The sequence below is a fragment of the Phocaeicola sp. HCN-40430 genome (genome assembly GCF_037890285.1).
GTDB classification, from domain to species: Bacteria; Bacteroidota; Bacteroidia; order Bacteroidales; family Bacteroidaceae; genus Phocaeicola; species Phocaeicola acetigenes.
Window position 1 is genome coordinate 60,936 of record NZ_JBBKBS010000003.1, and the last position, 25,386, is coordinate 86,321.

General features: G+C 42.3%; 18 protein-coding genes. 13 read left to right on the plus strand and 5 right to left on the minus strand.

The window, feature by feature from the left end; all coding sequences use genetic code 11:
- The first annotated feature begins 40 nt into the window (after nucleotides 1-40).
- On the plus strand, nucleotides 41-2,500 hold the full coding sequence (locus tag WKU26_RS02075; RefSeq protein ID WP_340320733.1) for a glycoside hydrolase family 95 protein: 2,460 nt from the start codon (nucleotides 41-43) through the stop codon (nucleotides 2,498-2,500).
- Between the two features lie 233 nt (nucleotides 2,501-2,733).
- Here the strand turns inward: WKU26_RS02075 and WKU26_RS02080 are convergent, their stop codons facing one another.
- Entirely contained in the window at nucleotides 2,734-4,164 is a 1,431-nt protein-coding gene (locus WKU26_RS02080) for an MGH1-like glycoside hydrolase domain-containing protein (RefSeq protein WP_340320734.1), read from the minus strand.
- A 147-nt stretch (nucleotides 4,165-4,311) separates the two neighbouring features.
- On the minus strand, nucleotides 4,312-8,016 hold the full coding sequence (gene purL / locus WKU26_RS02085; RefSeq protein ID WP_340320735.1) for a phosphoribosylformylglycinamidine synthase: 3,705 nt from the start codon (nucleotides 8,014-8,016) through the stop codon (nucleotides 4,312-4,314).
- Nucleotides 8,017-8,298: 282 nt separating this feature from the next.
- On the opposite strand from purL, the gene WKU26_RS02090 reads away from it, so the two are divergent.
- From WKU26_RS02090 to WKU26_RS02145, 12 genes are all read left to right on the plus strand, one after another.
- A complete protein-coding gene (locus tag WKU26_RS02090; RefSeq protein ID WP_340320736.1) occupies nucleotides 8,299-9,594 on the plus strand; it encodes a histidine-type phosphatase in 1,296 nt (431 codons plus the stop codon).
- Nucleotides 9,595-9,971: 377 nt separating this feature from the next.
- Nucleotides 9,972-12,749 (plus strand): TonB-dependent receptor, encoded by a 2,778-nt coding sequence (locus tag WKU26_RS02095; protein WP_340320737.1) that lies wholly within the window; start codon nucleotides 9,972-9,974, stop codon nucleotides 12,747-12,749.
- A gap of 109 nt (nucleotides 12,750-12,858) precedes the next feature.
- On the plus strand, nucleotides 12,859-13,794 hold the full coding sequence (locus WKU26_RS02100; protein WP_340320738.1) for a metallophosphoesterase: 936 nt from the start codon (nucleotides 12,859-12,861) through the stop codon (nucleotides 13,792-13,794).
- Nucleotides 13,795-13,975: 181 nt separating this feature from the next.
- Complete coding sequence (locus WKU26_RS02105) at nucleotides 13,976-14,635, plus strand: LysE family translocator (RefSeq protein WP_178265965.1); 660 nt, start codon at nucleotides 13,976-13,978, stop codon at nucleotides 14,633-14,635.
- Between the two features lie 6 nt (nucleotides 14,636-14,641).
- The gene (locus WKU26_RS02110) at nucleotides 14,642-15,187 is read left to right on the plus strand and encodes a DUF4924 family protein (protein WP_340320739.1); all 546 of its coding nucleotides are present in this window, start codon (nucleotides 14,642-14,644) and stop codon (nucleotides 15,185-15,187) included.
- A 92-nt stretch (nucleotides 15,188-15,279) separates the two neighbouring features.
- A complete protein-coding gene (locus WKU26_RS02115) occupies nucleotides 15,280-16,848 on the plus strand; it encodes a peptide chain release factor 3 (RefSeq protein WP_178265963.1) in 1,569 nt (522 codons plus the stop codon).
- Nucleotides 16,849-17,113: 265 nt separating this feature from the next.
- The gene (locus tag WKU26_RS02120) at nucleotides 17,114-18,199 is read left to right on the plus strand and encodes a glycoside hydrolase family protein (protein ID WP_269878311.1); all 1,086 of its coding nucleotides are present in this window, start codon (nucleotides 17,114-17,116) and stop codon (nucleotides 18,197-18,199) included.
- Nucleotides 18,200-18,574: 375 nt separating this feature from the next.
- Complete coding sequence (locus WKU26_RS02125; RefSeq protein ID WP_178265961.1) at nucleotides 18,575-18,799, plus strand: 2TM domain-containing protein; 225 nt, start codon at nucleotides 18,575-18,577, stop codon at nucleotides 18,797-18,799.
- A 7-nt stretch (nucleotides 18,800-18,806) separates the two neighbouring features.
- Nucleotides 18,807-19,433 carry a hypothetical protein gene (locus tag WKU26_RS02130; RefSeq protein ID WP_340320740.1) on the plus strand — a complete coding sequence of 209 codons (627 nt, stop codon included), beginning with the start codon at nucleotides 18,807-18,809 and terminating at the stop codon, nucleotides 19,431-19,433.
- Entirely contained in the window at nucleotides 19,418-19,705 is a 288-nt protein-coding gene (locus WKU26_RS02135; protein ID WP_269878308.1) for a winged helix-turn-helix domain-containing protein, read from the plus strand. Before WKU26_RS02130 ends, WKU26_RS02135 begins: the two co-directional genes overlap by 16 nt.
- 78 nt (nucleotides 19,706-19,783) lie before the next feature.
- Nucleotides 19,784-20,395, plus strand: coding sequence for an L-threonylcarbamoyladenylate synthase (locus WKU26_RS02140; protein ID WP_178265958.1), 612 nt, complete (start codon nucleotides 19,784-19,786; stop codon nucleotides 20,393-20,395).
- 15 nt (nucleotides 20,396-20,410) lie between these two features.
- Nucleotides 20,411-21,262 carry a mechanosensitive ion channel family protein gene (locus WKU26_RS02145; protein ID WP_269878306.1) on the plus strand — a complete coding sequence of 284 codons (852 nt, stop codon included), beginning with the start codon at nucleotides 20,411-20,413 and terminating at the stop codon, nucleotides 21,260-21,262.
- 80 nt (nucleotides 21,263-21,342) lie between these two features.
- On the opposite strand, the gene WKU26_RS02150 is transcribed toward WKU26_RS02145, so the two are convergent.
- From WKU26_RS02150 to WKU26_RS02160, 3 genes are read right to left on the minus strand one after another with little or no spacing between them, the layout of a single operon-like run.
- The gene (locus WKU26_RS02150; protein ID WP_340320741.1) at nucleotides 21,343-22,296 is read right to left on the minus strand and encodes an ROK family protein; all 954 of its coding nucleotides are present in this window, start codon (nucleotides 22,294-22,296) and stop codon (nucleotides 21,343-21,345) included.
- Nucleotides 22,297-22,328: 32 nt separating this feature from the next.
- A complete protein-coding gene (locus tag WKU26_RS02155; protein ID WP_445323202.1) occupies nucleotides 22,329-23,753 on the minus strand; it encodes a glycoside hydrolase family 125 protein in 1,425 nt (474 codons plus the stop codon).
- A gap of 12 nt (nucleotides 23,754-23,765) precedes the next feature.
- Nucleotides 23,766-25,382: an MGH1-like glycoside hydrolase domain-containing protein gene (locus WKU26_RS02160; RefSeq protein WP_340320742.1), complete on the minus strand. Its 1,617-nt coding sequence runs from the start codon at nucleotides 25,380-25,382 to the stop codon at nucleotides 23,766-23,768.
- Nucleotides 25,383-25,386 lie beyond the last annotated feature (4 nt).

A 25,386-nucleotide genomic window follows, 5' to 3' on the forward strand; every position in this document is an offset into this window, starting at 1 on the left:
TCTTTATTTTACTTGAAATTTTAAAAAGAATAACTATTTTATGAAGAAACAGTTTTTGTCTTTCTTGCTGTTTGCTGTGTCTTTAGGTTTGGATGCAACTCCTTTAAAACTATGGTATGAACAACCAGCTAATCTTTGGGTAGAGGCTCTACCATTAGGTAACGGCCGAGTAGGTGCTATGATGTTCGGTAACCCTCATGAAGAATGCTTTCAGCTTAATGAAGAGACTGTATGGGCAGGTTCTCCTTATAATAATACGAATTCTCAGGCAGCTGCTTATCTTCCTGAAATAAGAAAACTGATTTTTGAGGGAAAGAATAAGGAAGCACAAGATTTGTGTGAGAAGGCTATTCTTGCTCCCAACAAGGCATATGGTATGCCGTATCAGACAGTAGGAAGTTTACAACTGACTTTTCCTGATATCGCATCGTATGATGAGTATTATCGGGAGCTGGATATAGAAAAAGCTGTAGCAAAGGTAAAATTCATTTCTGAAGGTGTGGAGTTTGAACGGGAATCTTTTGTCTCGCTGGAAGATCAGCTATTAGTAGTCAGACTAAAAGCGTCAGAAAAAGGTAAGATAACCTTTTCTGCACGTTATCGTACTCCTTACGATCGGACAAATGTATCTGTTACTTCCGATGGGTTATTGCGCTTGGATGGGAAAGCGGACAGTCATGAAGGAATAGAGGGGAAGGTACGGTTTACTACATTATTGGATGTAGATATACAGGGAGGAAAGCAAATACAGCAGGGGGATTCACTGTTATATATAGAAGAGGCTGATGAGGCTACTCTTTACCTTTCTATCGGTACGAATTTTCTTAGTTATAAGGATGTATCAGGTAATTCAGAAGAAAAAGCTGCTTTTTATTTGAAGGGGAAAAGGTCGTTTGCTGAATTAAAGCAACGTCATGTCGCTCGCTATTCCAGTTTATTCGATAGAGTGAAACTGGATTTGGGACATACTTTGCAAGGTAATAAACCAACTGATGTTCGTATTAGGGAGTTTGCACAAGGAAACGATCCTGATTTGGTTGCTTTATTCTTTCAGTTTGGACGTTATCTGCTGATTTCGTCTTCGCAACCGGGTGGACAGCCTGCCAATTTGCAAGGGATATGGAATGAAAAAAGACTGGCTCCTTGGGACGGTAAGTTTGCCAATGATATTAATGTGGAAATGAATTATTGGCCTGCTGAAATTACCAATCTGTCAGAAATGCACCTGCCATTCATCGATTTGGTAAAAAATACAGCCATACAGGGTAAGGAAACGGCTCAGATGTATGGTTGCAGAGGTTGGACCTTGCATCATATAACAGATATTTGGTGTGCGACGGGAGCAGTGGATCATCCGTATTATGGAGTATGGCCTACTTGTAATGCATGGTTTTGCAGTCATTTGTGGGAACGGTTCCTTTTTTCAGGAGATGTTTCTTATCTGAAAGAAATTTATCCACTTATGAAAGAGGCATGTCGTTTTTATTTTGATTTTTTAGTAAAAGAACCTGCGCATGGATGGCTTGTTGCAGCTCCATCTTATTCACCAGAAAACAGTCCTATGATCAACGGTAAACATTCTTCTGTGTCGATAGCTGCTGGTGTGACGATGGATAATCAGATGATATTTGATTTGTTTAGTAATACATTGCAAGCTGCAACTTTATGCAATGAACATGAAAACTTTAAAGATAGTGTAAAGAATGTATTGTCTCAACTTCCTCCTATGCAGATAGGTCGTTGGGGACAATTACAGGAATGGATGGATGATTGGGATGATCCGACAGATACCCATCGCCATGTATCTCATCTGTGGGGAGTATATCCAGGCCGTCAAATTAATGGCTTTGATACACCGGAACTTTTTGAAGCAGCAAAGAAGTCTCTTCGGGGCAGAGGAGATCATTCTACCGGATGGTCGATGGGATGGAAAGTCTGTTTGTGGGCAAGATTCCTTGATGGAAATAAGGTATGGCAGATTTTGAAGGAGCAGCTTACTCCTACATTAGCACAAAAGGGAACGTATGGAGGTACTTATCCTAATTTGTTTGATGCTCATCCTCCTTTCCAAATTGATGGTAATTTTGGAGCGACTGCCGGGATTGCCGAAATGTTGGTTCAAAGCCATGCGGGTGCAGTACATTTATTGCCTGCTTTGCCGGATGCTTTACCGGAAGGTGAGGTGAATGGACTTCGTTGCAGGGGTGGTTTTATTCTTGATAAACTTGCCTGGGAGGATGGCAAGTTGAAGGAAGCTCGTATTATTTCTCAGAAAGGTGGTGTGTTGCGTGTTCGTTCTTCGGTGCCTTTGAAGTTAAAAAATGGTAGACTGAAAGAAGCAAAAGGAAATTGTCCCAATTCTTTTTTAGCAGCTCAACAAATAGTCTCTCCACTTATTTCTAAAGAATGGAAAGGGGATAATGAGTATAGAACTCCCACATATTACGAATATGATATCAATACAGAAGTTGGAAAAACTTATATGTTATTACGATTATAATATAACGAAACAAACCTGCGAAGGCTTGCTTTTTTTCATAGATTGTTAAGGTTCAGAATGGGTGAGGAGAGTGCTCCTTTCCCATTTTGTTTTATTGGTTATTGAGGATAATATAAATAAAGTATGTCTAAAAACGTGACTTGTATCGTGAGCTTACGATACAAGTATCGTTGGCCTTCGATACAAGTCACGTGAGCTCACGATACAAGTCGCGTTTTTAGAGGGTATAAACCTTACTCTCCGGTTATGATTTCTATTTCTGTATTTCCCTGATGAGGTGCAAGGACTAAGGCTGTTTGTCGTCCTGCATATCTACCGTTAATTCTGATTTCCTTGATTGTATTTCCATTTCCGGTGCGTCTGATCCGGAGTGTTCCTTGCTGGTAGCGTAAGTCGGAAATTGTTTCGAATCCGAAATGCTTCATCAGATAAGGGTTGGGAGTCAGTTGCAGTCCGTTTTCTGTGAATTGCAATCCTAGGATTCCCCGGAATACCATGCGCAGGAAACCTGTGGCCGACCAGGTCTGGTCGTGTATGGAGTCCCATTCGTAGTCTTTTCCGGTTTCGTGTCCGGTCTGCCATCCTCCGCAGACTCTTCCTGTATACGTATCATAAATTTCGTAAAAGCAGGACTTGCTGTCTAAAACCAGATTGCATAGGTTCTCCAGTTCGAATACAAACTTATCTGCTCTTCCGGTTTGTAGAGCTGCATCTGCCCAGAATGCGTTGACAAACGGCCACACCAATACATTGTGTCTTCCAGGTCTTTGTTTGGAGAATCTTTTGAATGCGGGATAAACCGATGGCAATCCGTATGGACCTACATAAGCTTTATCGACTATTTCTTTAGCTTCATTGGAATCTACAATCCCGAACATGATGGCAAATGCCATACCCAGTCCTTCTTGAAAATGATGCGTATTTCCTTGTCCGTCGATGAGATAACTCAGCTGACAGGTAGCTGTGTTGAACAGATGTTTCCGTATAGCAGCTTTCAGAGTATCTGCTTGCCGGCGATAGGTCTCAGCTTCTTGGGGAGATTTCAGTCTGTCAGCCATTTCCGCCATCAGTTGGTAGGCATGATAATAAATACAGTTTGTGCTGAGGCATTTGATGGGCTTGGCATTGGGGTAATCCAATACATAGCTGGAGGTGTTCTTTGGGTCGAAAACCGGCTCTTCGTATCCGGCTATTCCATCATTGAATACAGAGGGACCTGTAAACAGGCCATATTCAGAATCGAAGACTTCGTTTTCCAACTTTTGCATTGTATTTTTAGATGCAATATATGCCTGTTTCAGAAAAGCCTTGTCTTGAGTAGCCAGATAGTGGTCGTAGGCACCTGCTACCCAGATAATCTGATCCCAATACTGATGTCCGATTTGTGTTCTTTGGTTGGTAGTTACATGCCATAAAGAATATTCGGAAACTTCGGGTAGTAGCAGATTGGCGGCATTCCAAGTGTTGATTGAAATATCTCTTGTCCATTCTCCTCCATAAGAGCCTCCAGCCTTGATGATGCTGTCTTTTACATTGTTGTATAGGGTTTGTGTGGCAATTTGGAATACTTTATCCAGTTTCTCGTTGTGAGTGTCGAGCTGTTGTGCATGGCCTTGCATAGCAAGAATTCCGGCCAGAATAGCAGGGATGATGTGTTTTTTCATAATGTGTGTTTTCTGTTCTTTGTGAGTGCAAAACTAATAGTTTTGGCTATAAAAGCAAACAGACTCTTTGGAAAATATGAGTATAAAAAAACAAGGCTATCAATTAATTGAGATAGCCTTGTTCTGATTTATGAAGAAAAGTAGTTGTTATTTCTTGTGTGCTTCAACCCACTTGCGTGCGTTTACGAATGCTTCCATCCACGGAGTGATCTGGTCTTCGTGTACACGGTCGAGTGGATAATATGCATTTTCCCACGGGAAGCAAGCACGTTCCAAGTGAGGCATCATTGCCAGATGGCGTCCGTCCTGACTTGCAATACCTGCTACGCTGTAGTCTGAACCGTTCGGGTTGCCCGGATACTCATCGTATGAATATTTCAATACTACGTTGTAGTGTTCTTCCGGATAAGGCAATGAGAATTTACCTTCTCCGTGTGCTACCCAGATACCCAGTTTCGAGCCGCTTAGCGAACCGAACATTACACTGCGGTTCATTGGTACGGTTACACCCAGGAAGTTAGATTCGAACTTGTGTGAATCGTTGTGCAGCATCTTGCCTTTTTTCTTGTCTTCCGGTGTGATAAGTCCCAGTTCCATCATCAGCTGGCAACCGTTACATACACCCAGTGACAAAGTATCTTCACGTGCGTAGAAGTTGTCGAGGGCTGCTTTTGCTTTCGGGTTGAACAGGAAGCTACCTGCCCATCCTTTTGCAGAACCCAATACGTCGGAGTTAGAGAAACCACCGCAATATACCACCATGTTGATATCTTCCAGTGTTTCACGTCCGCTAATCAAGTCGGTCATAGTAACGTCTTTCACATCGAAGCCTGCCAGATACAGCATGTATGCCATTTCGCGTTCGCCGTTGGTACCTTTTTCGCGGATGATAGCTGCCTTGATACCACTTGGAGTGCGACGGTCTGGATCGAGACCAAACTGCGATAACTTACCGGTAAATGATTTGTCGAATACTACTTCGATTGGCTGCTGCTTGTAGTTTTCGAAACGTTTCTTGGCACAGCCGTTCATGCTCTGCTTGCGGTCGAGCAGGTAAGAAGTAGAATACCATACATCACGCAGATAGTCGATACCGAACTGATAAGTTGCACCGTCTTTCGATACAAGAATGTGGCGTTCTTCGCTTGGAGTACCCAATTTGATATAACCTACACCTGCGTCTTCCAGAATCTTCTTCACTTCTGCCTTGTTCTTATCAGCTACCTGAATAACGATACCCGGGTTTTCTGCAAACAATACTTTTACGATATCGTGGTCTTTCAGCTTGTCGAGGTTGATTTCCATACCACCTTCTACGTTTGCAAAGCACATTTCCAGTAAAGTAGTAATCAAACCACCGGCAGAAATATCGTGACCTGCCAGAATCAGTCCCTTGTTCACCAGTTCCTGAACAGCAAGGAATGCATCGCGGAAGTATTCCGGATTCTGTACAGTAGGAACGTCGTCGCCTACTTTGTTCAGTGACTGTGCAAAAGCAGAACCTCCCAGACGGAGCTGGTCGAAACTGAAGTCGATATGATAGAATGTAGATTTTGCTTTGTTTACCATTACCGGAGAAACTACCTTCTTGACATCAGAAACTTCGCCTCCTGCAGAAACGATAACAGTTCCCGGGCTGATGATTTTCTCGCCGTTCGGGTATTTCTGAGTCATAGACAGAGAGTCTTTACCAGTCGGTACGTTAATCTGCAATTCGCAGCAGAAATCAGACAAGGCTTTTACTGCAGCATACAGACGTGCATCTTCACCTTCCTGAGCGCGGCAAGGCCACATCCAGTTGGCAGAAAGTGATACGCTGTCCAAACCTTCAGCAAGCGGAGCCCATACCAGGTTGGTCAATGCTTCGGATACAGCCAGTACAGAACCGGCAGCCGGATTAGCCAATGCAGCCTGAGGAGCGTGTCCCAATGCAGTAGCAATACCTTTTTCACCACGGTAGTCGAGAGCTACTACACCACAGTCGCTCAACGGCAACTGAAGTTCACCCTGACACTGCTGGCGTGCAATCTTACCTGTTACAGAGCGGTCTACCTTGTTGGTTAACCAGTCTTTACAAGCTACCGCTTCCAACTGCAGTACGCGGCTTACGTATTCGTTCAGTTTTGCAGTATCGTAAGATACATTTTCGTAATGACGTTCTACAGTCTTGTCTACCATGTAAGTCTTAGGAGACGAACCGAACATCTGGTCTACTGCCAGGTCGAACGGACGTACACCGTCAGCCTGTTCGAAAGCAAAACGATGGTCACCGGTTGTTTCACCTACCACGTACATCGGAGCGCGTTCACGTTCTGCAATCTTCTGTACATGTTCGATGGCTTTTTCGTCGATAAGCAAGCCCATACGTTCCTGCGATTCGTTGGCAATGATTTCTTTTGCCGACAAAGTTTCGTCGCCGATAGGCAACTTATCCATATGAATCAATCCACCACAGTCTTCCACCAACTCAGACAGACAGTTTACGTGTCCTGCCGAACCGTGGTCGTGGATAGATACGATTGGGTTTTCATTTTCTTCGCAGAGTGCACGTACTACGTTGTAAGCACGTTTCTGCATTTCTGCATTGGCACGCTGGATAGCGTTCAACTCGATACCTGAAGAGTAGCGTCCGGTTTCTACAGAAGATACAGAACCACCACCCAAACCGATGCGGTAGTTGTCTCCACCCATTACTACTACTTTGTTACCTGCTTCAGGTGAGCCTTTCAGACAGTCGCGCTGTGTACCGTATCCTACACCTCCTGCCAGCATGATTACTTTGTCGTATGCATACTTTTCGCCGTTTTCCTGGTGTTCGAAAGTAAGCACAGAACCACAAATCAGCGGTTGACCGAATTTGTTACCGAAGTCTGATGCACCGTTTGATGCTTTAATCAGAATCTGTTCCGGAGTCTGGTACAGCCATTTGCGAACCGGAAGAACATTTTCCCATTCGCGTCCTTCTTCTGAGCGTGGGTAAGAAGTCATGTACACTGCAGTACCGGCAATCGGCCATGAACCTTTACCACCACCCATACGGTCACGGATTTCTCCACCAGTACCGGTAGAAGCTCCGTTAAACGGTTCTACAGTAGTCGGGAAGTTGTGTGTTTCGGCTTTAAGAGAAATTACAGTCTTGATATCTTTGATTACGAAATAGTCGGAAGTAGAGTGATCCTGCGGAGCGAACTGTTCTACTACCGGTCCTTCTGCAAAAGCAACGTTGTCTTTGTATGCAGAAATAATTTTGTTCGGGTTTTCCTGAGTCGTTTTTTTGATCATTTGGAACAGTGAAGACTCCATTTCCTGTCCGTCGATGATGAATGTTCCCCCAAAGATTTTGTGACGACAGTGTTCGGAGTTAATCTGTGCGAAACCGAAAACTTCGGAATCGGTCAGTTTACGTCCCAAGTCTTTTTCTACCTTCATCAGGTAGTCCATTTCTTCGCGTGAAAGAGCCAGACCTTCTTTTTCATTGTATTCTTCCAGGTTGTCGATATATACAATGGGCTGCGGTTTGATGTCTACATCAAAGATTGTTTGGTCGAGTCCTTTGTACATACGTTGCAACATCGGGTCGTAATCGGCATTTTCATCCTTTACAGGGAAATACTCTTCAATTCGGTGGATACCGTTGATGCCCATATTTTGGGTGATTTCAACCGCATTGGTACTCCACGGAGTTATCATTTCGCGGCGTGGACCGATGAAATAACCTTTCAGATTATCTTCTGTTTCGAGAGTGGCTTCACTATAAAGCCAACACAGTTTGTTGATGTCCTCAGCATGAAGTTCCTGATTGCATGCTGTGGCAATTACGCTGTTAGTGGGTGTTCTGAAAAATAGAATCATAGCACTTATAGATTATTAATATATAGTTCGAACTATTAATACGCTGCAAAGGTACGGAAATTCTGTGGAATAACCGCGCCGAAATGCAGATTAGTGTGTGTGATTTGCTTTACGTTGGGCTTGTATAGATGCATAACTTGAATTTGTATGAAAAAGGTAATATGTAAAATGTGTGATATAAATGTTTCATTTCTATGAAAAATAGGGGCTGCTTGAAGGAAATACGGTAATGAAAAAATACTGATAAGATTAGAAATGGTACTTTTAAAGTCAAAAAAATGTATGAAAAAGATATGGATTATAATGGCCCTATGTCTGTTTTCCGGAACGGTATGGGCCCAAAGTGCAAAGGACGAGATTAAGAGAAATCAGGATTTGTCTGCCGGAAAGTATTATGCTTATCAGGTACCTGATGTTACATTGACAGAAGCTCCAGAAGGTTATGAGCCTTTTTATATTTCGATGTTTGCACGTCATGGTTCACGTTATCTGACAAAACAGAAAAAGTATGATAGACCTCTGACTGTACTAAGAGAAGCGAAACGTTATGGTGCATTGACTAAAGAGGGGAAAAAGGCTTTAGAGATAATTGAGAGTTTGGCAAAGGAGGCCGAAGGACGTTATGGGGAACTTACTCCTAAAGGAGTGCAGCAGCATAGAGATTTGGTAGCAAGAATGTTTCATCGTTATCCTTCTGTCTTTACAAACGGTGTGCATGTAGATGCTCGTTCTACTTATAAAACGCGGGCATTTTTGTCAATGGCTGCAGCTTGTGTGGAACTGAAAGGGTTAAATCCCGCTTTGGATATTACAATGGATGCCAGTGAGCATGATGCCTATTATATAAAGTATAAGAATCCGGCATATGAAGAAATGCATCTTTCCGAAATGGATGAAGTTTACCGTCTGGCAGACAGTGTCTATATACATCCGTCTCATCTTATGAAGACTTTATTCAACAATCGGAAATATGCCGATTCAATCGATTCTGTCACCTTAATGAAAGATTTATTCGAGTTACATGGAATCAGTCAGAGTAGTTATGGGCAGAAAGATTTGTCTTTCCTCTTTACTTTGGATGAACAGTATGACATGTGGCAAAGAAATAATTTCGAATGGTATTATGAGAAAGGAGCTTCTCCGTTGAGTGATGCCTGTATGTATAAACTGGAGCGTAACTTGCTTGAGAATTTTGTGGTGACAGCCGATTCTGTGATCGCTTCAGGACATCCTGCTGCTACATTGCGTTATGGACACGATACAAATTTGGCTCCATTGACAGTACTGATGGGTATTGGTAATTTATCAGCATCCACGTCCGACTGGCAGAAAATAGCAGATACTTTCCGTACTTACCGTATTATTCCGATGTGTGGAAATGTTCAGTTGATTTTTTATCGGAAAAAGAAGAATCCGCAAGATGTTATTGTAAAGTTGTTGCTTAATGAGCGTGAGGTTACACTTCCAATGGTAAAAACAGATACTGCTCCTTACTATCATTGGAAGGATGTAAAAGATTACTGGCTGCGGACAGTAAACAGCATAACACTTCCGGCTTGCGAAAGAGATTCGGAATAATATCGGAGAGGGTGGTTTCTTTTTCCATGAAATTGATACCTTTTCGTTTTTATTTCAATGATATTTTCTTGATGTGAGCATACACTTGGAAAAATCAATATGTCTATGGAGTCTGTAATACTGATATAATAATTATAATCGCCATGATAAAAGCCTTTATCTGAGGTTGCACTTGGAAAGAAATTTCTTGTGCTTCAATTCGATAAAGGCTTTCTTTTTGAGCTTTTCTCATTTATAGGTTAATAATAAATCTGATTTTGAAAGGTAGGGTGTAATAATTTTGTAAAACAAATGTGATGAATTTTTAAATAACCTGAAAAGACTATGAAACTGGAATAGTCGACCTTTGTCGCAGTATTTAAAAGATTATAAAAGCAATGAAAAAAACTTTTAGGGTAGCAGCGATGCTGTTTCTTTCTGCGGCATCTTTAAATGTAGCATGGTCTGAAAATAATGTGGTTTCTCCAGAGTTGGGAGTAATACGTGGACGTGTGGTGGATGCTGGCAAGCATGTTTTGCCGGGAGCATCTATTTATGTAGAAAACTTGAAAACTGGAGTAATCAGTGATATGGATGGTTTTTATACACTTCCCAATCTGAAACCAGGCACTTATAAAATTAAAGTTACTTATGTAGGATATACTCCCACCGAAATGACAGTGACAGTTCCGGAAGGAAAGACTTTGGAAAAAACAATTATACTGAAAGAGGGATTGGAACTTCAGGAAGTAAGCGTGAAGGGTGTATTCACCGGACAGAGAAAAGCATTGAATGCACAGAAAAATAAAATGGGAGTTGTAAATGTTGTATCTGCCGATCAGGTAGGTAAATTCCCTGATTCCAATATTGGTGATGCTTTGAAACGTATCAGTGGTATCAATGTACAGTACGACCAGGGTGAAGCTCGTTTCGGTCAGGTTCGTGGTACATCTGCCGATTTGAGTTCTGTGACAATCAACGGTAACCGTCTTCCTTCTGCAGAAGGAGATGTGCGTAATGTTCAGTTGGACCTGATTCCTTCTGATATGGTACAGACTATAGAAGTAAATAAGGTAGTTACTTCTGATATGGATGCAGATGCCATTGGTGGTTCTATCAACTTGATTACAAAGAGTACTCCTTATAAGAGAGTGTTGAATGCAACAGCCGGTACAGGATATAACCCTGTAAGTAAAGATGCACAGATGAACTTTGGATTTACTTACGGTGACCGTTTCTTTAACGATAAACTGGGTGTGATGGCTGCTGTTTCTTATCAGAATGCACCTATTGGTTCGGATGATGTAGAATTTGAATACGATCGTGACGAAGAAACAGGTGAAGTTTTCATTACAGATGCTGAAACTCGTCAGTATTACGTAACCCGTCAGCGACAGAGTTATTCATTGGCATTGGATTATAACTTCAACCCCAATCATAAACTGACATTCAAGAGTATTTATAACCGTCGTCACGACTGGGAAAATCGTTATCGTATTTCTTACAAAGATTTGGATGCTGCTGCCGATGGAGAAGCTAAAGTAGAAGTTGAAACAAAAGGTGGTTCGTCGGATAATCGCAACGCTCGTTTGGAATTGCAGCAGACAATGGATTATTCATTGGAGGGTGAACATTTGTTTGGAAAACTGCAGATGGACTGGGGAGCTTCATATGCCCGTGCAAGTGAAGACCGTCCGGAAGAACGTTATTTCAATTTGAAGCAGAAAGACATTTCTCTGGATGTGGTAAATGCCGGCACTCGTTTCCCGTATGTCACCAACTTGATAAATACAAGAGAAGGTGAATGGGAGGTAGATGCATTGACAAATTCAAATCAGAAAATTCATGAAGATGATGCTAAGTTCCATTTGAATTTCGAACTTCCCTTGGCTTCCGGTTTATATGGCAATAAATTGAAATTCGGTGCAAAATATGTGCGTAAGTCTAAAACAAAAGATATAGAAGCTTACGATTACAAAGATGCGTATGGAGAAACCAATACCGATTATTTGAATCATTTGGCTTATCAGGTACGTGATGGATATATGCCGGGAGCACAATATAAAGGTACTGATTTCGTGAAAAAAGAATACTTGGGAGATATGAACTTTGCTTCTATGGAAGGTGAACGCTTGTGGGAAGAATCTTCTGGTAACTACGATGCAACCGAAAGTGTAACTTCTGCATATGTTCGCTTTGACCAGAATCTGGGAAAACGTCATCAGTTGGTATTGGGTCTGCGTATGGAAGCTACAGACTTGAAATATAGCGGATGGAACTGGCTGAAACCGGCGGATGGCGATGAATCACTGGAGCCTACTGGCGAAAGAAAGAACAGCTATATCAACTTCTTGCCAAGTGTGTTGTATAAGTTTGATGTAAACGATGACTTGAAGTTGCGTGCTTCGTTCACCGAAACATTGGCAAGACCGAAATATTCTGCATTGGTTCCAAGTGTAGCATTGGATTTGGATGATGAAAAAATCAATATCGGTAATCCGGATTTGACTCCGACTATTTCGTATAACTTCGACTTGAGTGCAGATTATTACTTCAAGAGTATTGGTCTTGTATCGGCCGGTTTGTTCTACAAACGTATCGATGACTTTATCGTAGATCAGCGTACTCGTGGCGGTTATCCTGGATACGAAGATGTGAACTTTAAAATTACTCAGGCTGTAAACGGTGGTGATGCTGACTTGTTTGGTGTAGAATTGGCTTATCAGCGTGACTTCGGATTCATTGCTCCGGCATTGAAATGTGTAGGTTTCTATGGTAACTATACTTATACTTATACCAATGTGAAGAACTTCAATTTCGAAGGTCGTGAAAACGAAACCGGACTTAGCTTGCCGGGTTCACCGGAACATACAGCAAACCTTTCACTGTATTTCGAGAAAAAAGGATTTAACTTACGTCTGTCTTATAATTATGCTTCTGCCTTTATTGATGAAATGGGCGAACATGCAGAATTGGATCGTTACTACGATGCTGTAAATTATATGGATTTGAATGCAGGCTATACTTTTGGAAAGAAAGTGAAATGTACTGTGTATGCAGAAGCTACCAACCTTTTGAACCAGCCTTTACGTTACTATCAGGGAACAGAAGAACGTACCATGCAGGCAGAATATTATGGTGTAAAAGCTAATGCAGGTATTAAAGTAAGTTTTTAATTGGGATTTGAGACATTTGTAGAATATGGTAATCTCTCTGCAAAACTTGTTTTCGGATGAGTTTTGTGGAGAGAGCATACGATTTATAATAAATAAACAATAGATTTTTATGAAGAAGATAATTGCTTTATGTTGGATTACTTTGATTTCGTTAGCATCATTTGCACAAAACCCGCAGGCTTGGAAAACTTTGGAAAAACCTCTGAATTTCTTTTTGGCAAATGATTTGGGACGAAATGGCTATTATGATCAGAAGCCTATTGCCGAACTGATGGGAGTAATGGCTGAAAACGTAGATATAGAATGTGTAGTAGCTGCCGGCGACGTACATCACTTTGAAGGAGTACGTAGTGTAAACGATCCTCTGTGGATGACTAACTATGAATTGATTTACAGTCATCCGGAATTGATGCTGCCTTGGTATCCGGTTTTAGGAAATCATGAATATAGAAGTAATTCACAGGCGGTAATCGATTATACTAACGTAAGTGCCCGCTGGCGTATGCCCGACCGTTACTATACAAAGGTGTTGGAAAATGATGGAGTTACTATCCGTCTGGTTATGATTGATACAGCTCCTCTGATTGACAAATATCGGGAAGATACAGAAAAATATCCGGATGCAGTATTGCAGGATATAGACAAGCAGCTGGCATGGATAGACTCTGTACTGGCTTCTGCAAAAGAAGACTGGATTTTGGTAGTAGGCCATCATCCTATCTATGCAGATACTAAAAAAAGCGTATCAGAACGTACCGACCTTCAGAAACGTGTAGATACCTTGTTGCGTAAGCACAATAATGTATCCATGTATTTATGCGGACATATCCATAATTTCCAGCATATCCGCATGAAGGGCAGTAATATCGATTATGTAGTAAATTCATCGGGCTCGTTAAGCCGTAAAGTGAACCCTACAGAAGGTACTGTTTTTTGCAGTGATCAGACCGGGTTCTCTCTCATTACTGCCGACAAGAAGGAGCTGACTTTACATATGATCAATAAGAAAGGCGAAGTGCTTCATTCTGTTAAAAAGAAAAAATAGTTATTCTTGGCTATAAAATCTCTTCAAGGAGGAAATGCCCATGAAAGTCTTGCAGGAAAGGCTTTCATGGGCATTTCTTTTTGGAAAATAATCTGTTTATCTTCTTCTTTAGCCTTTGGATTCGATGTATTATTATTTATAAAAAATAGGTACTTTCGTAAAAAAGTATCATCTTTGCATTATGAATTGGATAGAGCAGGTTACCATACTGGATATTTTAATAAAAGGGATTATTGTGGGAGTGGTTGTGTCTGCCCCGCTGGGTCCTGTCGGCGTACTTTGCATTCAACGAACATTGAACAAGGGACGCTGGTTTGGTTTTGTAACAGGTTTGGGAGCTGCCTTAAGTGATATCTGCTATGCCCTGATAACTGGCTATGGCATGAGTTTTATGGACGAGCTGATTCTGAAACATCAGATTTTTCTGCAGGTAGTAGGTAGCATTATGCTGTTGGCTTTTGGTATTTATACTTTTCGCAGCAATCCGGTGAAATCGCTCCGGCCTACTTCTGCCAGTCGCGGTACTTATTTGCACAATTTTGTTACGGCTTTCTTCGTTACATTCTCCAATCCTTTGATTATATTCTTATTTATCGGTCTTTTTGCCCGTTTTTCTTTTGTCATGCCGGGAAGTCCTCTGGAATTGCAGCTGGTAGGATATCTGGCTATTGTGATAGGGGCATTGGCCTGGTGGTTTGGTATTACGTATTTTGTAAACAAAGTCCGTACCCGTTTTAATGTGCGGGGTATTTGGATACTGAACCGCATTATCGGAGTAGTCGTTATGATTGCATCTGTAGTAGGTATTGTGATGGCAATTACTGGAAAATCTTTCTCGTAACAAGATATGTATATTTCTCAACAGTTAAAACAACAGAATATTGCAGAGTATCTGCTGTATATGTGGCAGATTGAGGACTTGATTCGTGCCAATGGTTTCGATATGGAAAAAATACGGAAGAATATTATCGATCCGTATCCCATAACCGAAGAACAGAAAAAAGCCCTGGAGCAATGGTATCAGGATTTGATAAATATGATGCATGACGAGGGAGTCATGAAAAAAGGGCATATTCAAATCAATAAGAATGTAATTGTGTGGCTTACAGACCTGCATTTGCGTTTGCTTCATTCGCCTAAATTTCCTTATTACAGTGCTGCCTATTATAAGGCTCTGCCTTTTATTGTGGAACTTCGTGCTAAGGGAGCGGATAAGGATGCTCCTGAACTGGAAACCTGCTTTGATGCCATGTATGGGGTCTTGATGCTGAAGCTGCAGAAAAAGACCATCAGTGAAGAAACACAGAAGGCGCTCAAAGTAGTGGGAGATTTGCTGGCTATTCTTGCAGGATATTACATAAAGGACAAACAGGGAGAACTGGATTTCGAGTAAGAGAGATCTCTTTGTACGAGCACACTGTAGTGTGCTTTTTATAGTTAAATGTATATAGATAGATTTGAAAAATAATTAGATAGATCAATATAATGAACGCGGAAATAGAAAGAAGACGAACCTTTGCGATTATTGCGCATCCGGATGCCGGTAAGACATCGTTGACCGAAAAACTGTTGCTGTTCGGAGGACAGATTCAGGTGGCGGGAGCCGTAAAATCGAACAAAATCAAGAAAACGGCTACATCCGACTGGATGGATATTGAAAAGCAGCGTGGTATCTCTGTCACCACTTCGGTAATGGAGTTCGATTATCACGACTACAAGATTAATATTTTGGATACTCCGGGTCACCAGGACTTTGCAGAAGATACTTACCGTACACTGACTGCAGTAGACAGTGTTATCATCGTGGTGGATGGTGCGAAGGGTGTGGAAAGTCAGACTCGTAAGCTGATGGAGGTATGCCGTATGCGAAATACGCCGGTTATTATCTTCGTCAACAAGATGGACCGTGAAGCAAAAGATCCGTTCGATTTGCTCGACGAACTGGAAGAGGAATTGTCTATTCATGTACGTCCGCTTACCTGGCCTATCGAAAGTGGTCCCCGTTTCAAAGGCGTATACAATATTTATGAACAGAAGCTGAATTTGTTCCAACCGTCCAAGCAGGTGGTAACAGAGAAGGTGGAAGTTGATATTCATACCGAAGATCTGGACAATCATATCGGAACTCCTTTGGCAGAGAAACTCCGTAGCGAACTGGAGTTGATTGATGGTGTTTATCCGGAATTCCAGATTGAAGATTATCTGAAAGGCGAACTGGCGCCGGTTTTCTTTGGTTCGGCATTGAATAACTTCGGTGTACAGGAATTGCTCGACTGTTTTGTGGAGATTGCGCCGAGTCCGCGTCCGGTAATGGCCGAAGAGCGTACCGTAAATCCCGATGAACCTAAGTTTACCGGATTTGTATTCAAGATTACAGCCAATATCGACCCGAATCACCGTTCGTGTGTAGCATTCTGTAAGGTATGTTCCGGTAAGTTTACCCGTAACACTCCTTATCTGCATGTACGTCATAACAAGACAATGCGTTTTTCATCGCCGACTCAGTTCATGGCACAGCGTAAGACTACTGTAGATGAGGCTTGGGCTGGCGATATCATCGGTTTGCCGGATAATGGTACCTTTAAAATCGGAGATACGCTGACCGAAGGCGAGAACTTGCACTTCAAGGGATTGCCAAGTTTCTCTCCTGAAATGTTCAAGTATATTGAGAATGCAGACCCGATGAAAACCAAACAGTTGAATAAGGGTATCGATCAGTTGATGGACGAAGGTGTGGCTCAGTTGTTTGTCAATCAGTTCAACGGCCGTAAGATTATCGGTACCGTAGGACAGCTGCAGTTTGAGGTAATCCAGTATCGTCTCGAAAACGAATACAACGCAAAATGCCGCTGGGAACCGATTAGCCTGTATAAAGCCTGCTGGATAGAAAGTGATGATCCTGCAGAGTTGGAAGCGTTCAAGAAACGTAAGTACCAGTATATGGCCAAAGACCGCGAAGGACGCGATGTATTCCTGGCCGACAGCGGTTATGTACTCCAGATGGCTCAGATGGATTTCAAGCATATTAAGTTCCACTTTACAAGTGAATTTTAATACACAAAAAGGTCTGAAGAGTTTTTCTCTTCAGACCTTTTCTGCTGTGAAAAGAGACTTGGATGGACGCTATGAAGCACACTCTTTTATTTTCACCTTTGTAACTTGTCGAGGTACGATACCCATTCTTTTTAATATTTTCCCGACTGTCTTTATATCGTCTGCAAGCTACTGAAAAATATTCAATACGGAACTTAGTAATATAAGTTATTGAAAAGAATATATCTATTAAAAGTTTAACGATTTGTTGTTATTTGTAAATGCTATGAAAAATTGGTGGTATTTGTCTTTGTTCGTTGTACTGTTTGTTTCATGTACTGTCGAAAAGAAAGAAGCTTTTATTGACAAGCTGATGCCTGCTCCCAAGGAGGCCGGTTTTATGAGAGACGGGTATTGGATATGGGGATCCTCTGTGATAAAAGGAGAGGATGGAAAATATCATATGTTTGCTGATATGTGGCCCCAAAGTTTGGAATTCGGGAATTGGGTGACCAATACGGAGATTGCTCATGCCGTATCGGATACTCCGGAAGGACCGTATGTGTTTTCTGATATAGCGATAGGACCGAGGGACTCTACTTATTTTGATGGAAAGTGTGCCATGAATCCACGTGTGATCTATTATGAAGGAAAATATTATCTATTTTATGTAGGAACCACATACGACTATCCTCGTCCTCAGCCAGGATCAAAGTTGGTAGACGACTGGTTTGAAAAAGCATGGGTGAATAAACGTATCGGAGTGGCATCTGCAAAATCGCTTTATGGTCCGTGGGAGAGAATGGATAAGCCAGTGATAGAACCTCGCCCGGGACATTGGGATGCTACAATTACCAGTAATCCCTCTCCGGTTGTGAATCCGAAAACAGGAAAAATATTTCTTATGTATAAATCATCGGAAAAGAGCTCGGAACCACCTCTTTTGTTGGGAGTGGCAGAAGCAGATCATCCTCAGGGAGAATATCATAGAATATCAGAAAATCCTATTTTTCAGTTTGCCACAGAAAAAAATAAAGAAAGTGATGTGGAAGATCCTTTTGTATGGTGGGAAAAAGACCATTATGAACTGGTCATGAAAGACCGTTTCGGACACATCTGTGGCGAAGTGGGAGGTGGTGTACATGCCGTATCGGAGAATGGAATAGATTGGACTTTGTCTTCTCCTGTAAAAGCCTATTCCAGAACAATTCGCTGGAATGATAATACGGTTTCTACTCCTGTTAATTTTGAGCGCCCGTTTATTTTGTTTGAAGATGGAAAACCTGCTTATTTATTCGCTGCGGTAGGTGTAGGTCGTGCACAATGGGATTTTGAGAAGACATGGAACATGGTTATTCCATTGAAGAAATAGATTGTTATTAGTCTGTTTGGATTTGTAACGGACTGTAGTTGTAGGATGTAATCAGCGTCGCTGAATATGTAATTGGCGACGCTGGATGTATAGCCGGCGTCGTCGATTGTATATTCGACGTCGTCGGCTATACAACTGAATAAATACAGTACGATGACTTGTCTGAAGAGGTTGAATGTCTGTAAATGTACAATAGCTGCTTTTTTGATATGTAAATTGAAAAAATAGTTGTAAAAACTTTATTTTCATTTGGTTTATAAAATAAACTTATTTATATTTGCGATGAAAGCAAGTGAGATGCGCGCCTCCTTGCTTTTATTTAACTGCATGTAGTTTATAAAATAAACCATTTTGTAATATTAAAAAGCGTAACTTATGGATGCAATGAACAGTAATACCGGCAATACGAAAGTATGGTCTGTGAAAATGAAGTTGAAGGTAGCGCACTATATCGTGATGTGTATTTTTCTATCCGTCATGAACTATGTATTTACCCCTTCTTACTGGTGGGTATTATGGGTAATAGCCGGCTGGGGATTGAGTCTGGTCATGGAACTGATATCCCTGTATTATACAGAAGAAAATAACGAACGAAAATAAAGTAACTATGGAAGAAAAGAAATTGACTGAAAGGGAAAGTCTGGAACTAATCTCTCAGATGATTCGTTCTACACGCGAGAATATGGAAGTAGGCAGTGGCAATCAGTTTCTGGCCTGGGGATATTTCTCAGCCCTACTGTCGGTGCTGCTGTTTGTATTAGTCACCTCTACCGGAAACAATGTATGGGCTTTAGGGTGGTTTGCCATGTTTGTTTTTTGGGGTATATTGAAATTCGTGCAGCGTGGGCGTAAGACTCCGCTGGTTACGTATACAGACCGGGTAGTGATACAAGTATGGCAGGTGATTGGTGCTTTGTTTATACTGACGGTATTGGTAATCGTTGCTCTGACTTTTGTATACGGTCGGGGAGATTTCTCCCTTATGTTGCCTTTGGCACTGCTTTATTGCGGAATAGGGACTTCCATTACCGGTATAGTAATTAAAGAGACATGGGCAACTTACTCTCCGCTGGTTGCCTTTGTGTTTGCCATTTATATGCTGGCATCGTATGCCATAGGCGAAGCGCATGTGTTACACTGGTATCTTTATTTCGGACTTTCGTTTGTGTTCATGATGATTGTTCCGGGTCATATTATTAACAGAAAGGCAAAACAGATATGCTCAAAGAACTGAACCCTTTACTTCATTCTCAGCTTCGTCTGGCTGTAATGTCTATCCTGCTTTCGGCAGAAGAGGCTGAGTTTGTTTATCTGAAAGAGAAGACACAGGCTACAGCCGGAAATCTCAGTATCCAGCTCGACAAATTGAGTGAAGCCGGATACATAGAGATTGAAAAAAGCTTTGCAGGAAAGAAGCCACGTACCGTTTGCCGTATGACTCCGAAAGGAAGGGAAGCAATGGCAGAATATGTAGAGGCACTGAAAAGTTATTTTTCCGGTCTGTAATAAAAAAAGATATGTTCGGTGGGATTCTTTGTTCCTCTGCATGAAAGTGTTATCTTTGTAGGAAAGGAGGATTGAAATATGAGACTGAAACTGTATGATAAAAACAACAATCCGAATATCCTGCAAAGGGTGATTGATGTATTAAACGAAGGGGGAATCATTATCTATCCCACCGATACGATGTATGCCATCGGTTGTCATGCGTTGAAAGAACGACCGATAGAACGTATCTGCAAGCTGAAAGGATTGGATCCGCGTAAACATAATCTGTCTATCATTTGTTATGACTTGAGTAACATCAGCGAGTATGCGCGGGTGGAGAATGCCACGTTTAAGCTGATGAAGCGGAACCTTCCGGGTCCGTTTACTTTTATCCTGAATGCAGACAGCCGTTTGCCCAAGATTTTCCGCAACAGAAAGGAAGTGGGAATACGTGTGCCCGACAATCCGATTATCCGTGAAATCTGCCGGTTGCTCGATGCACCTATTCTGACTACTACCGTGCCCTTAGGCGAGAAGGAAGATGTGGAATATGTGATGGATCCCGAACTGATTGATGAAAAATGGGGAGATGAAGTCGATCTGGTTATCGACGGAGGAATGGGAGGGACTGAACCTTCTACCGTGATTTATTGTTGTAATGACGAACCGGAGATTATCCGTCAGGGAAAAGGAATATTGAATGAATAAATAAATCGTAGAATTATGTTGTTAACATTACTTAGTGTCACTCAGAAAATGACATTGGACGATTTTCTGGGTAAACTGGCAGATTGGGGAATAGAGGTTGGGAAGAGTATTTTGTCCGCAGTGATTATTTATATTGTGGGCCGTTTCCTGATAAAACAGATTAGTCGTATTGTAGTGAAGATTCTTGAAAAGCGGAAGCTGGAAATCAGCGTTCAGACTTTTTTGAGAAGTTTTCTTAACCTGACACTGAATTTGGTATTGGCTTTTGCCATTATCAGTAAGTTAGGGGTTGAAACTACCAGTTTGGCAGCCTTGCTGGCTTCTGCCGGTGTGGCTATCGGTATGGCTTTGTCCGGAAATCTGTCCAACTTTGCCGGAGGGCTGATTATATTGGTATTTAAGCCTTTTAAGGTAGGTGACTATATTGAATCGGATGCCCAGAAGGTGGGAGGTACTGTACGTGAGATACAGATTTTCCATACGATTCTTACTACTCCGGAAAATAAGGTGATTTATGTACCCAACGGCTCCTTGAGCAGTAATGCGATTGTAAATTACAGTAAGCAGGATAAACGCCGTGTAGAACTGGTGATTGGCGTGGAATATGGTGAAGACTATAACCGGGTGAGAGAGGTACTGGAACGTATTATCAAGGAAGATAGCCGTATCCTGCAGGATCCTGCACCGTTCATTGGTTTGGGGGCACTTTCAGCCAGCAGTGTCGATATTAAATTGCGTGTATGGACTTCTACAGAAGAATACTGGAACGTTTATTTCGACTTGAATAAGGTGGTGTATGAAACCTTTAATAAAGAAGGTATCGGATTCCCGTTCCCACAGCTTACTGTTCATCAGGCAAAAGATTAAGTTCGTGAACAGAAAATATGAAATAAAAAAATACCGCATTCGAAAGACTGCGGTATTTTTTTGTACTTGAAACTTTCTTCTTATCTGGTCCAGGCTAATGCAGCAGCTCCCAGCAGGGCTGCATCGGCATCGTCCAATTGAGAAATCAGGAAGCGGGCTGTACCTTTATAATTGTCGAATACAGTCTGTTCGTAGGTCTGTGTCAGAGGTTTCATCAGCAAATCACCGGCTTTGGTCAGTCCTCCAAAGAATATGAATGCTTCCGGATCGGAGAATGTGGCAAAATTGGCACAGGCTTCTCCCAACAGACTTCCTGTCAGTTCGAATATCCGGTTGGCCAACTTGTCTCCCTGTATTGCCGCATCGTAAATATCTTTGGAAGTAAGTGTTTCTTTCGGAAGTTTACGCAGCAGACTTTCCTCATTGTTTTGCTCCAACAGTTCGTGAGCAGTACGCACGACTCCGGTAGCCGAACAGTATGCTTCTACACATCCTCTGCGTCCGCAAGGGCATTCTCTGCCGGTTTCCGGACGTACAGAAGTATGTCCCAGTTCTCCGGCAAAACTGCGTTTCCCGTATACCAGTTCGCCGTTGACAACAATACCGCTGCCTACTCCTGTGCCCAGCGTAATCATGATAAAATCTTTCATTCCCTGTGCTGTTCCGTACAACATTTCTCCCAAGGCAGCTGCTTTGGCATCGTTGGTCATGTATACGGGAATATCCAGCTCTTTTTCCAGCAAGACAGCCAGTGGGACAATTCCTTTCCAAGGCAGGTTGGTCGCATTTTCTATGGTCTGGTCCCAATAGTTTACATCGGGTGCTCCGATGCCGAATGCTTTGATTGTCTCTTTTCCTCCTGCCTGAGAGATAAGTGCCCGTGCGCTTTCTGCGCACTGGGTCACGTAACTTTCTATGGTTGGGCAATCTCCGGTTTTGAAGGACGAACGGTTCAGAATCTTTCCCTCTTTGTCGACCAGTCCTAAAACCGAATTCGTACCGCCTAAATCGAGTGCTATTACATATTCTTTCATAGCTGATGGATGAATAAGTTATGAAATGAAGTTTATAAATCTCCCTTCAATATTTCGGGATATTCGTGGTATACTTTTACAATGAGTTCTCCGAAGAGGGTATTAACCCATGCAAACCACGAACGGGTAAAGTCGGCTGCATTGTTTACATTGAAAGATTCATGCATAAATCCGGTACCGGCATCTGTATCGCGCAGCATCTTAAGACATTCTTTGATTTCTTCCGGATTGTTGCTGGTCATTGCTTTCATGATGATACTCATAGGCCATGCGTAATTCAGTCCTACGTGCGGTCCGCCTACTCCTTCACCGTCTTTTCCCGAGAAGAAATAAGGATTGTTGTCGCTCCATATCAGTTTGCGTGTATTCTGATACAACGGGTCATCCTGTTTGCAGTATCCCAAGTAAGGAGCAGCCAAAAGGCTTGGAATGTTGGCATCGTCCATACACAGGCTGTTGCCGAAACCGTCTACTTCGAATGCATATACTTTTCCACAAACGGGGTGATTTACGATGGCATGTTTCTGGATGGCATCGTCTACTTCCTGTGCCAAAGCCAGACATTCGTTGGCAAATGCTTCGTCTTTGTACACCTTCTGCTGTATTTCTGCCAATTGACGGAGAGATACTACGGCAAACATATTGGATGGGATAAGGAATCCGTATTGGGTTGCATCGTCTGACGGACGGAATGCAGAGACAATCATTCCATTCGGTTTTACCGGTGCACCGAATCCCCCGTTAATCTGAGAGTCTGTCGGTTTTTCGCAGTTACGTGTGAAACTGTACGGTCCGTTGCCTTCTTTACGCTGCTGTTCTTTCATGGTCTTTACAGCCAGTTTCATGGCGTCTTTCCATACCTGATCGAATACAGAAGTATCTCCGGTGAGGATGTAGTAGAAATAAGCTATACGGATAGGATAGCACAAAGAATCCAATTCCCATTTACGTTCGTGCAATTCTTTACGCATATTCTGAGTATTGTCCGATTCCCAGTAACTTCCTGTAGGACCATCGTTGAACGCATTGGCATAAGGGTCGAACAGAATACATTCTGCCTGTCTGTTGATGAGGCCTGCAATGAGCTGTTGCAGTTTTTTGTCATGCTGCATCAGTTGCAGATAAGGCCACAGTTGGGCAGAAGAGTCGCGCAACCACATGGCATGAATGTCTCCGGTTATTACAAAAGTATCGGGCTTTTTGCCTTTCATCTGGAATTTTACGGTTGTATCCAGGGTATTAGGATAACAGTTTTCGAATATCCAGCGAAGTTTAGGATCTTTGATAGCTTCTTTTACTTCTGCTATAATCTTTTCGATGGCTTCCGACGTAAAATGTCTGTCATCTACAGCAGGACGGTTCGACTGATATTGTGTTTTAGTCTGAGCAAAAGACTGAGTGGGGGAGGAGAGACTTAAAGCTAACATCGCTCCTACAATCCATTGGTATTTTTTCATGGTTTTCAATTATTAAAAATTATTTTTTCCTGGTGTTACTTTGAATACTTCTTTCTTGTCGCCATAGAGTACAACCAATTCGAATGGAATATTGGATTCTACTTCAATTTTGGGCTTATCGGATGCAGAACGGCGTGCTGCAGCTTTCATGGTAATGCTTCCATCCGGTCCGAAAGGATATCGTTCGATACCGTTGGCTTCGGTCAGATTCATATCCCATACAATTTGCTTTTCTGTATAATCTCCTCTGATACCGATAATAAACTCAATCAGTTCACCGATTGGAGCAAGTCCTCCCCATCCCACAAACTCATCACGAGCCATAAATCCGGGATCTGCCGATTCGGGAGCATAATATTCCCAGAATGTTCCGGTCTTTTTATACACCTGGAACACTTGGTCGTAATGGCTTAATGCTATTTCGCGGGCTTCTTTACGGAATCCTTTTTCTGTCAGCCCGTTCATAACCATATAGTTGGTGCTGGGCCAGATTCCTCCCTGCCAGTAACGTCCGTTTGCTTTGTAACGGGGATTGTCTGCCGACAAAGAAGGAACACGGAATTTCCGTTTGAAGGTAGCCGGATTATTCAGTTCGTCGACCATACGTTTCAGCTGTGTATCGTTCAGCACATCAGAATAAAGTGCCCAATATGCGCCAATCCCCTTAGTAGTACTCAAAGAACCGTCGGCATACTGGTCGTACAGGAATCCGGTCTTTTCATCCCACATATTTTCACGGATGTATTTTTTCAGCATGGTTGCTTCGTCTTCCAGTTCTTCTATCTCTTGCCAGCGTTCGAGATAGAATCCCATTTCCAGCAGAAGATTGGCTGTAAACAGCTGTTGCAGGTTAGTATCCAACCAAATCATATGTCCGTGGCTGAATATCATACTGTATCCCTGTTTTACGCGAGGCATATTGTCCATACCTGTACCCCATCCGCTCGACCAGTAGGTACCGTTACGCCAGGTACGGTTCAGCTTCAGCCATTTGTAGTAAGCGCATAAAGCTGGGAATACTTTGTGCAGACGTTCTGTATCGCCAAACTGATGGTAGTAAACCATTTCGCACCAGGGAATCAGATTCGGTCCGGTGCTTACAGGGTCGTAGCGTTCGAAACAGTCGGCTCCATTACCCTTTATTTCACGGCAGATAAAACCGTCCGGATGCTGCTTGGCATAGAAGTTATCCAGCGTATTCTGGAACGGAAAGAAACGGGCTCCGTAACGGGTAAACATGAGGATGAAGGCGCTGTCCCACATAAAGATATTACCATTGTAAGCCGTATCGATATAAGGCATGATAAATCCCGAACCGGGTTCTGGATTACGGATGTTGCCGATAGCTATTTCCCATGCACGCCAGTACATTTCCAGTTCTTCTTCATGTCCGCTCCATATAGGGTTGGGCAGAATTTTCTTGGCTTGTGCAAAGTCTTTTGGTAATGAAGTGTATTGTGGTCTTGCTATACGAAATGTATTTTCTGCCACCAATGGCTCTTTTACGTAAGTATCTTTATACGGCAGGTTATAAATACTGTCATTGCCGCAACTTTGTGCATTTCCATTCAAAGAAAGAAAGCTCAGTCCGGTTACGAGACAGGCAATAAAAGAATGAGGTGCTTTCATGAAT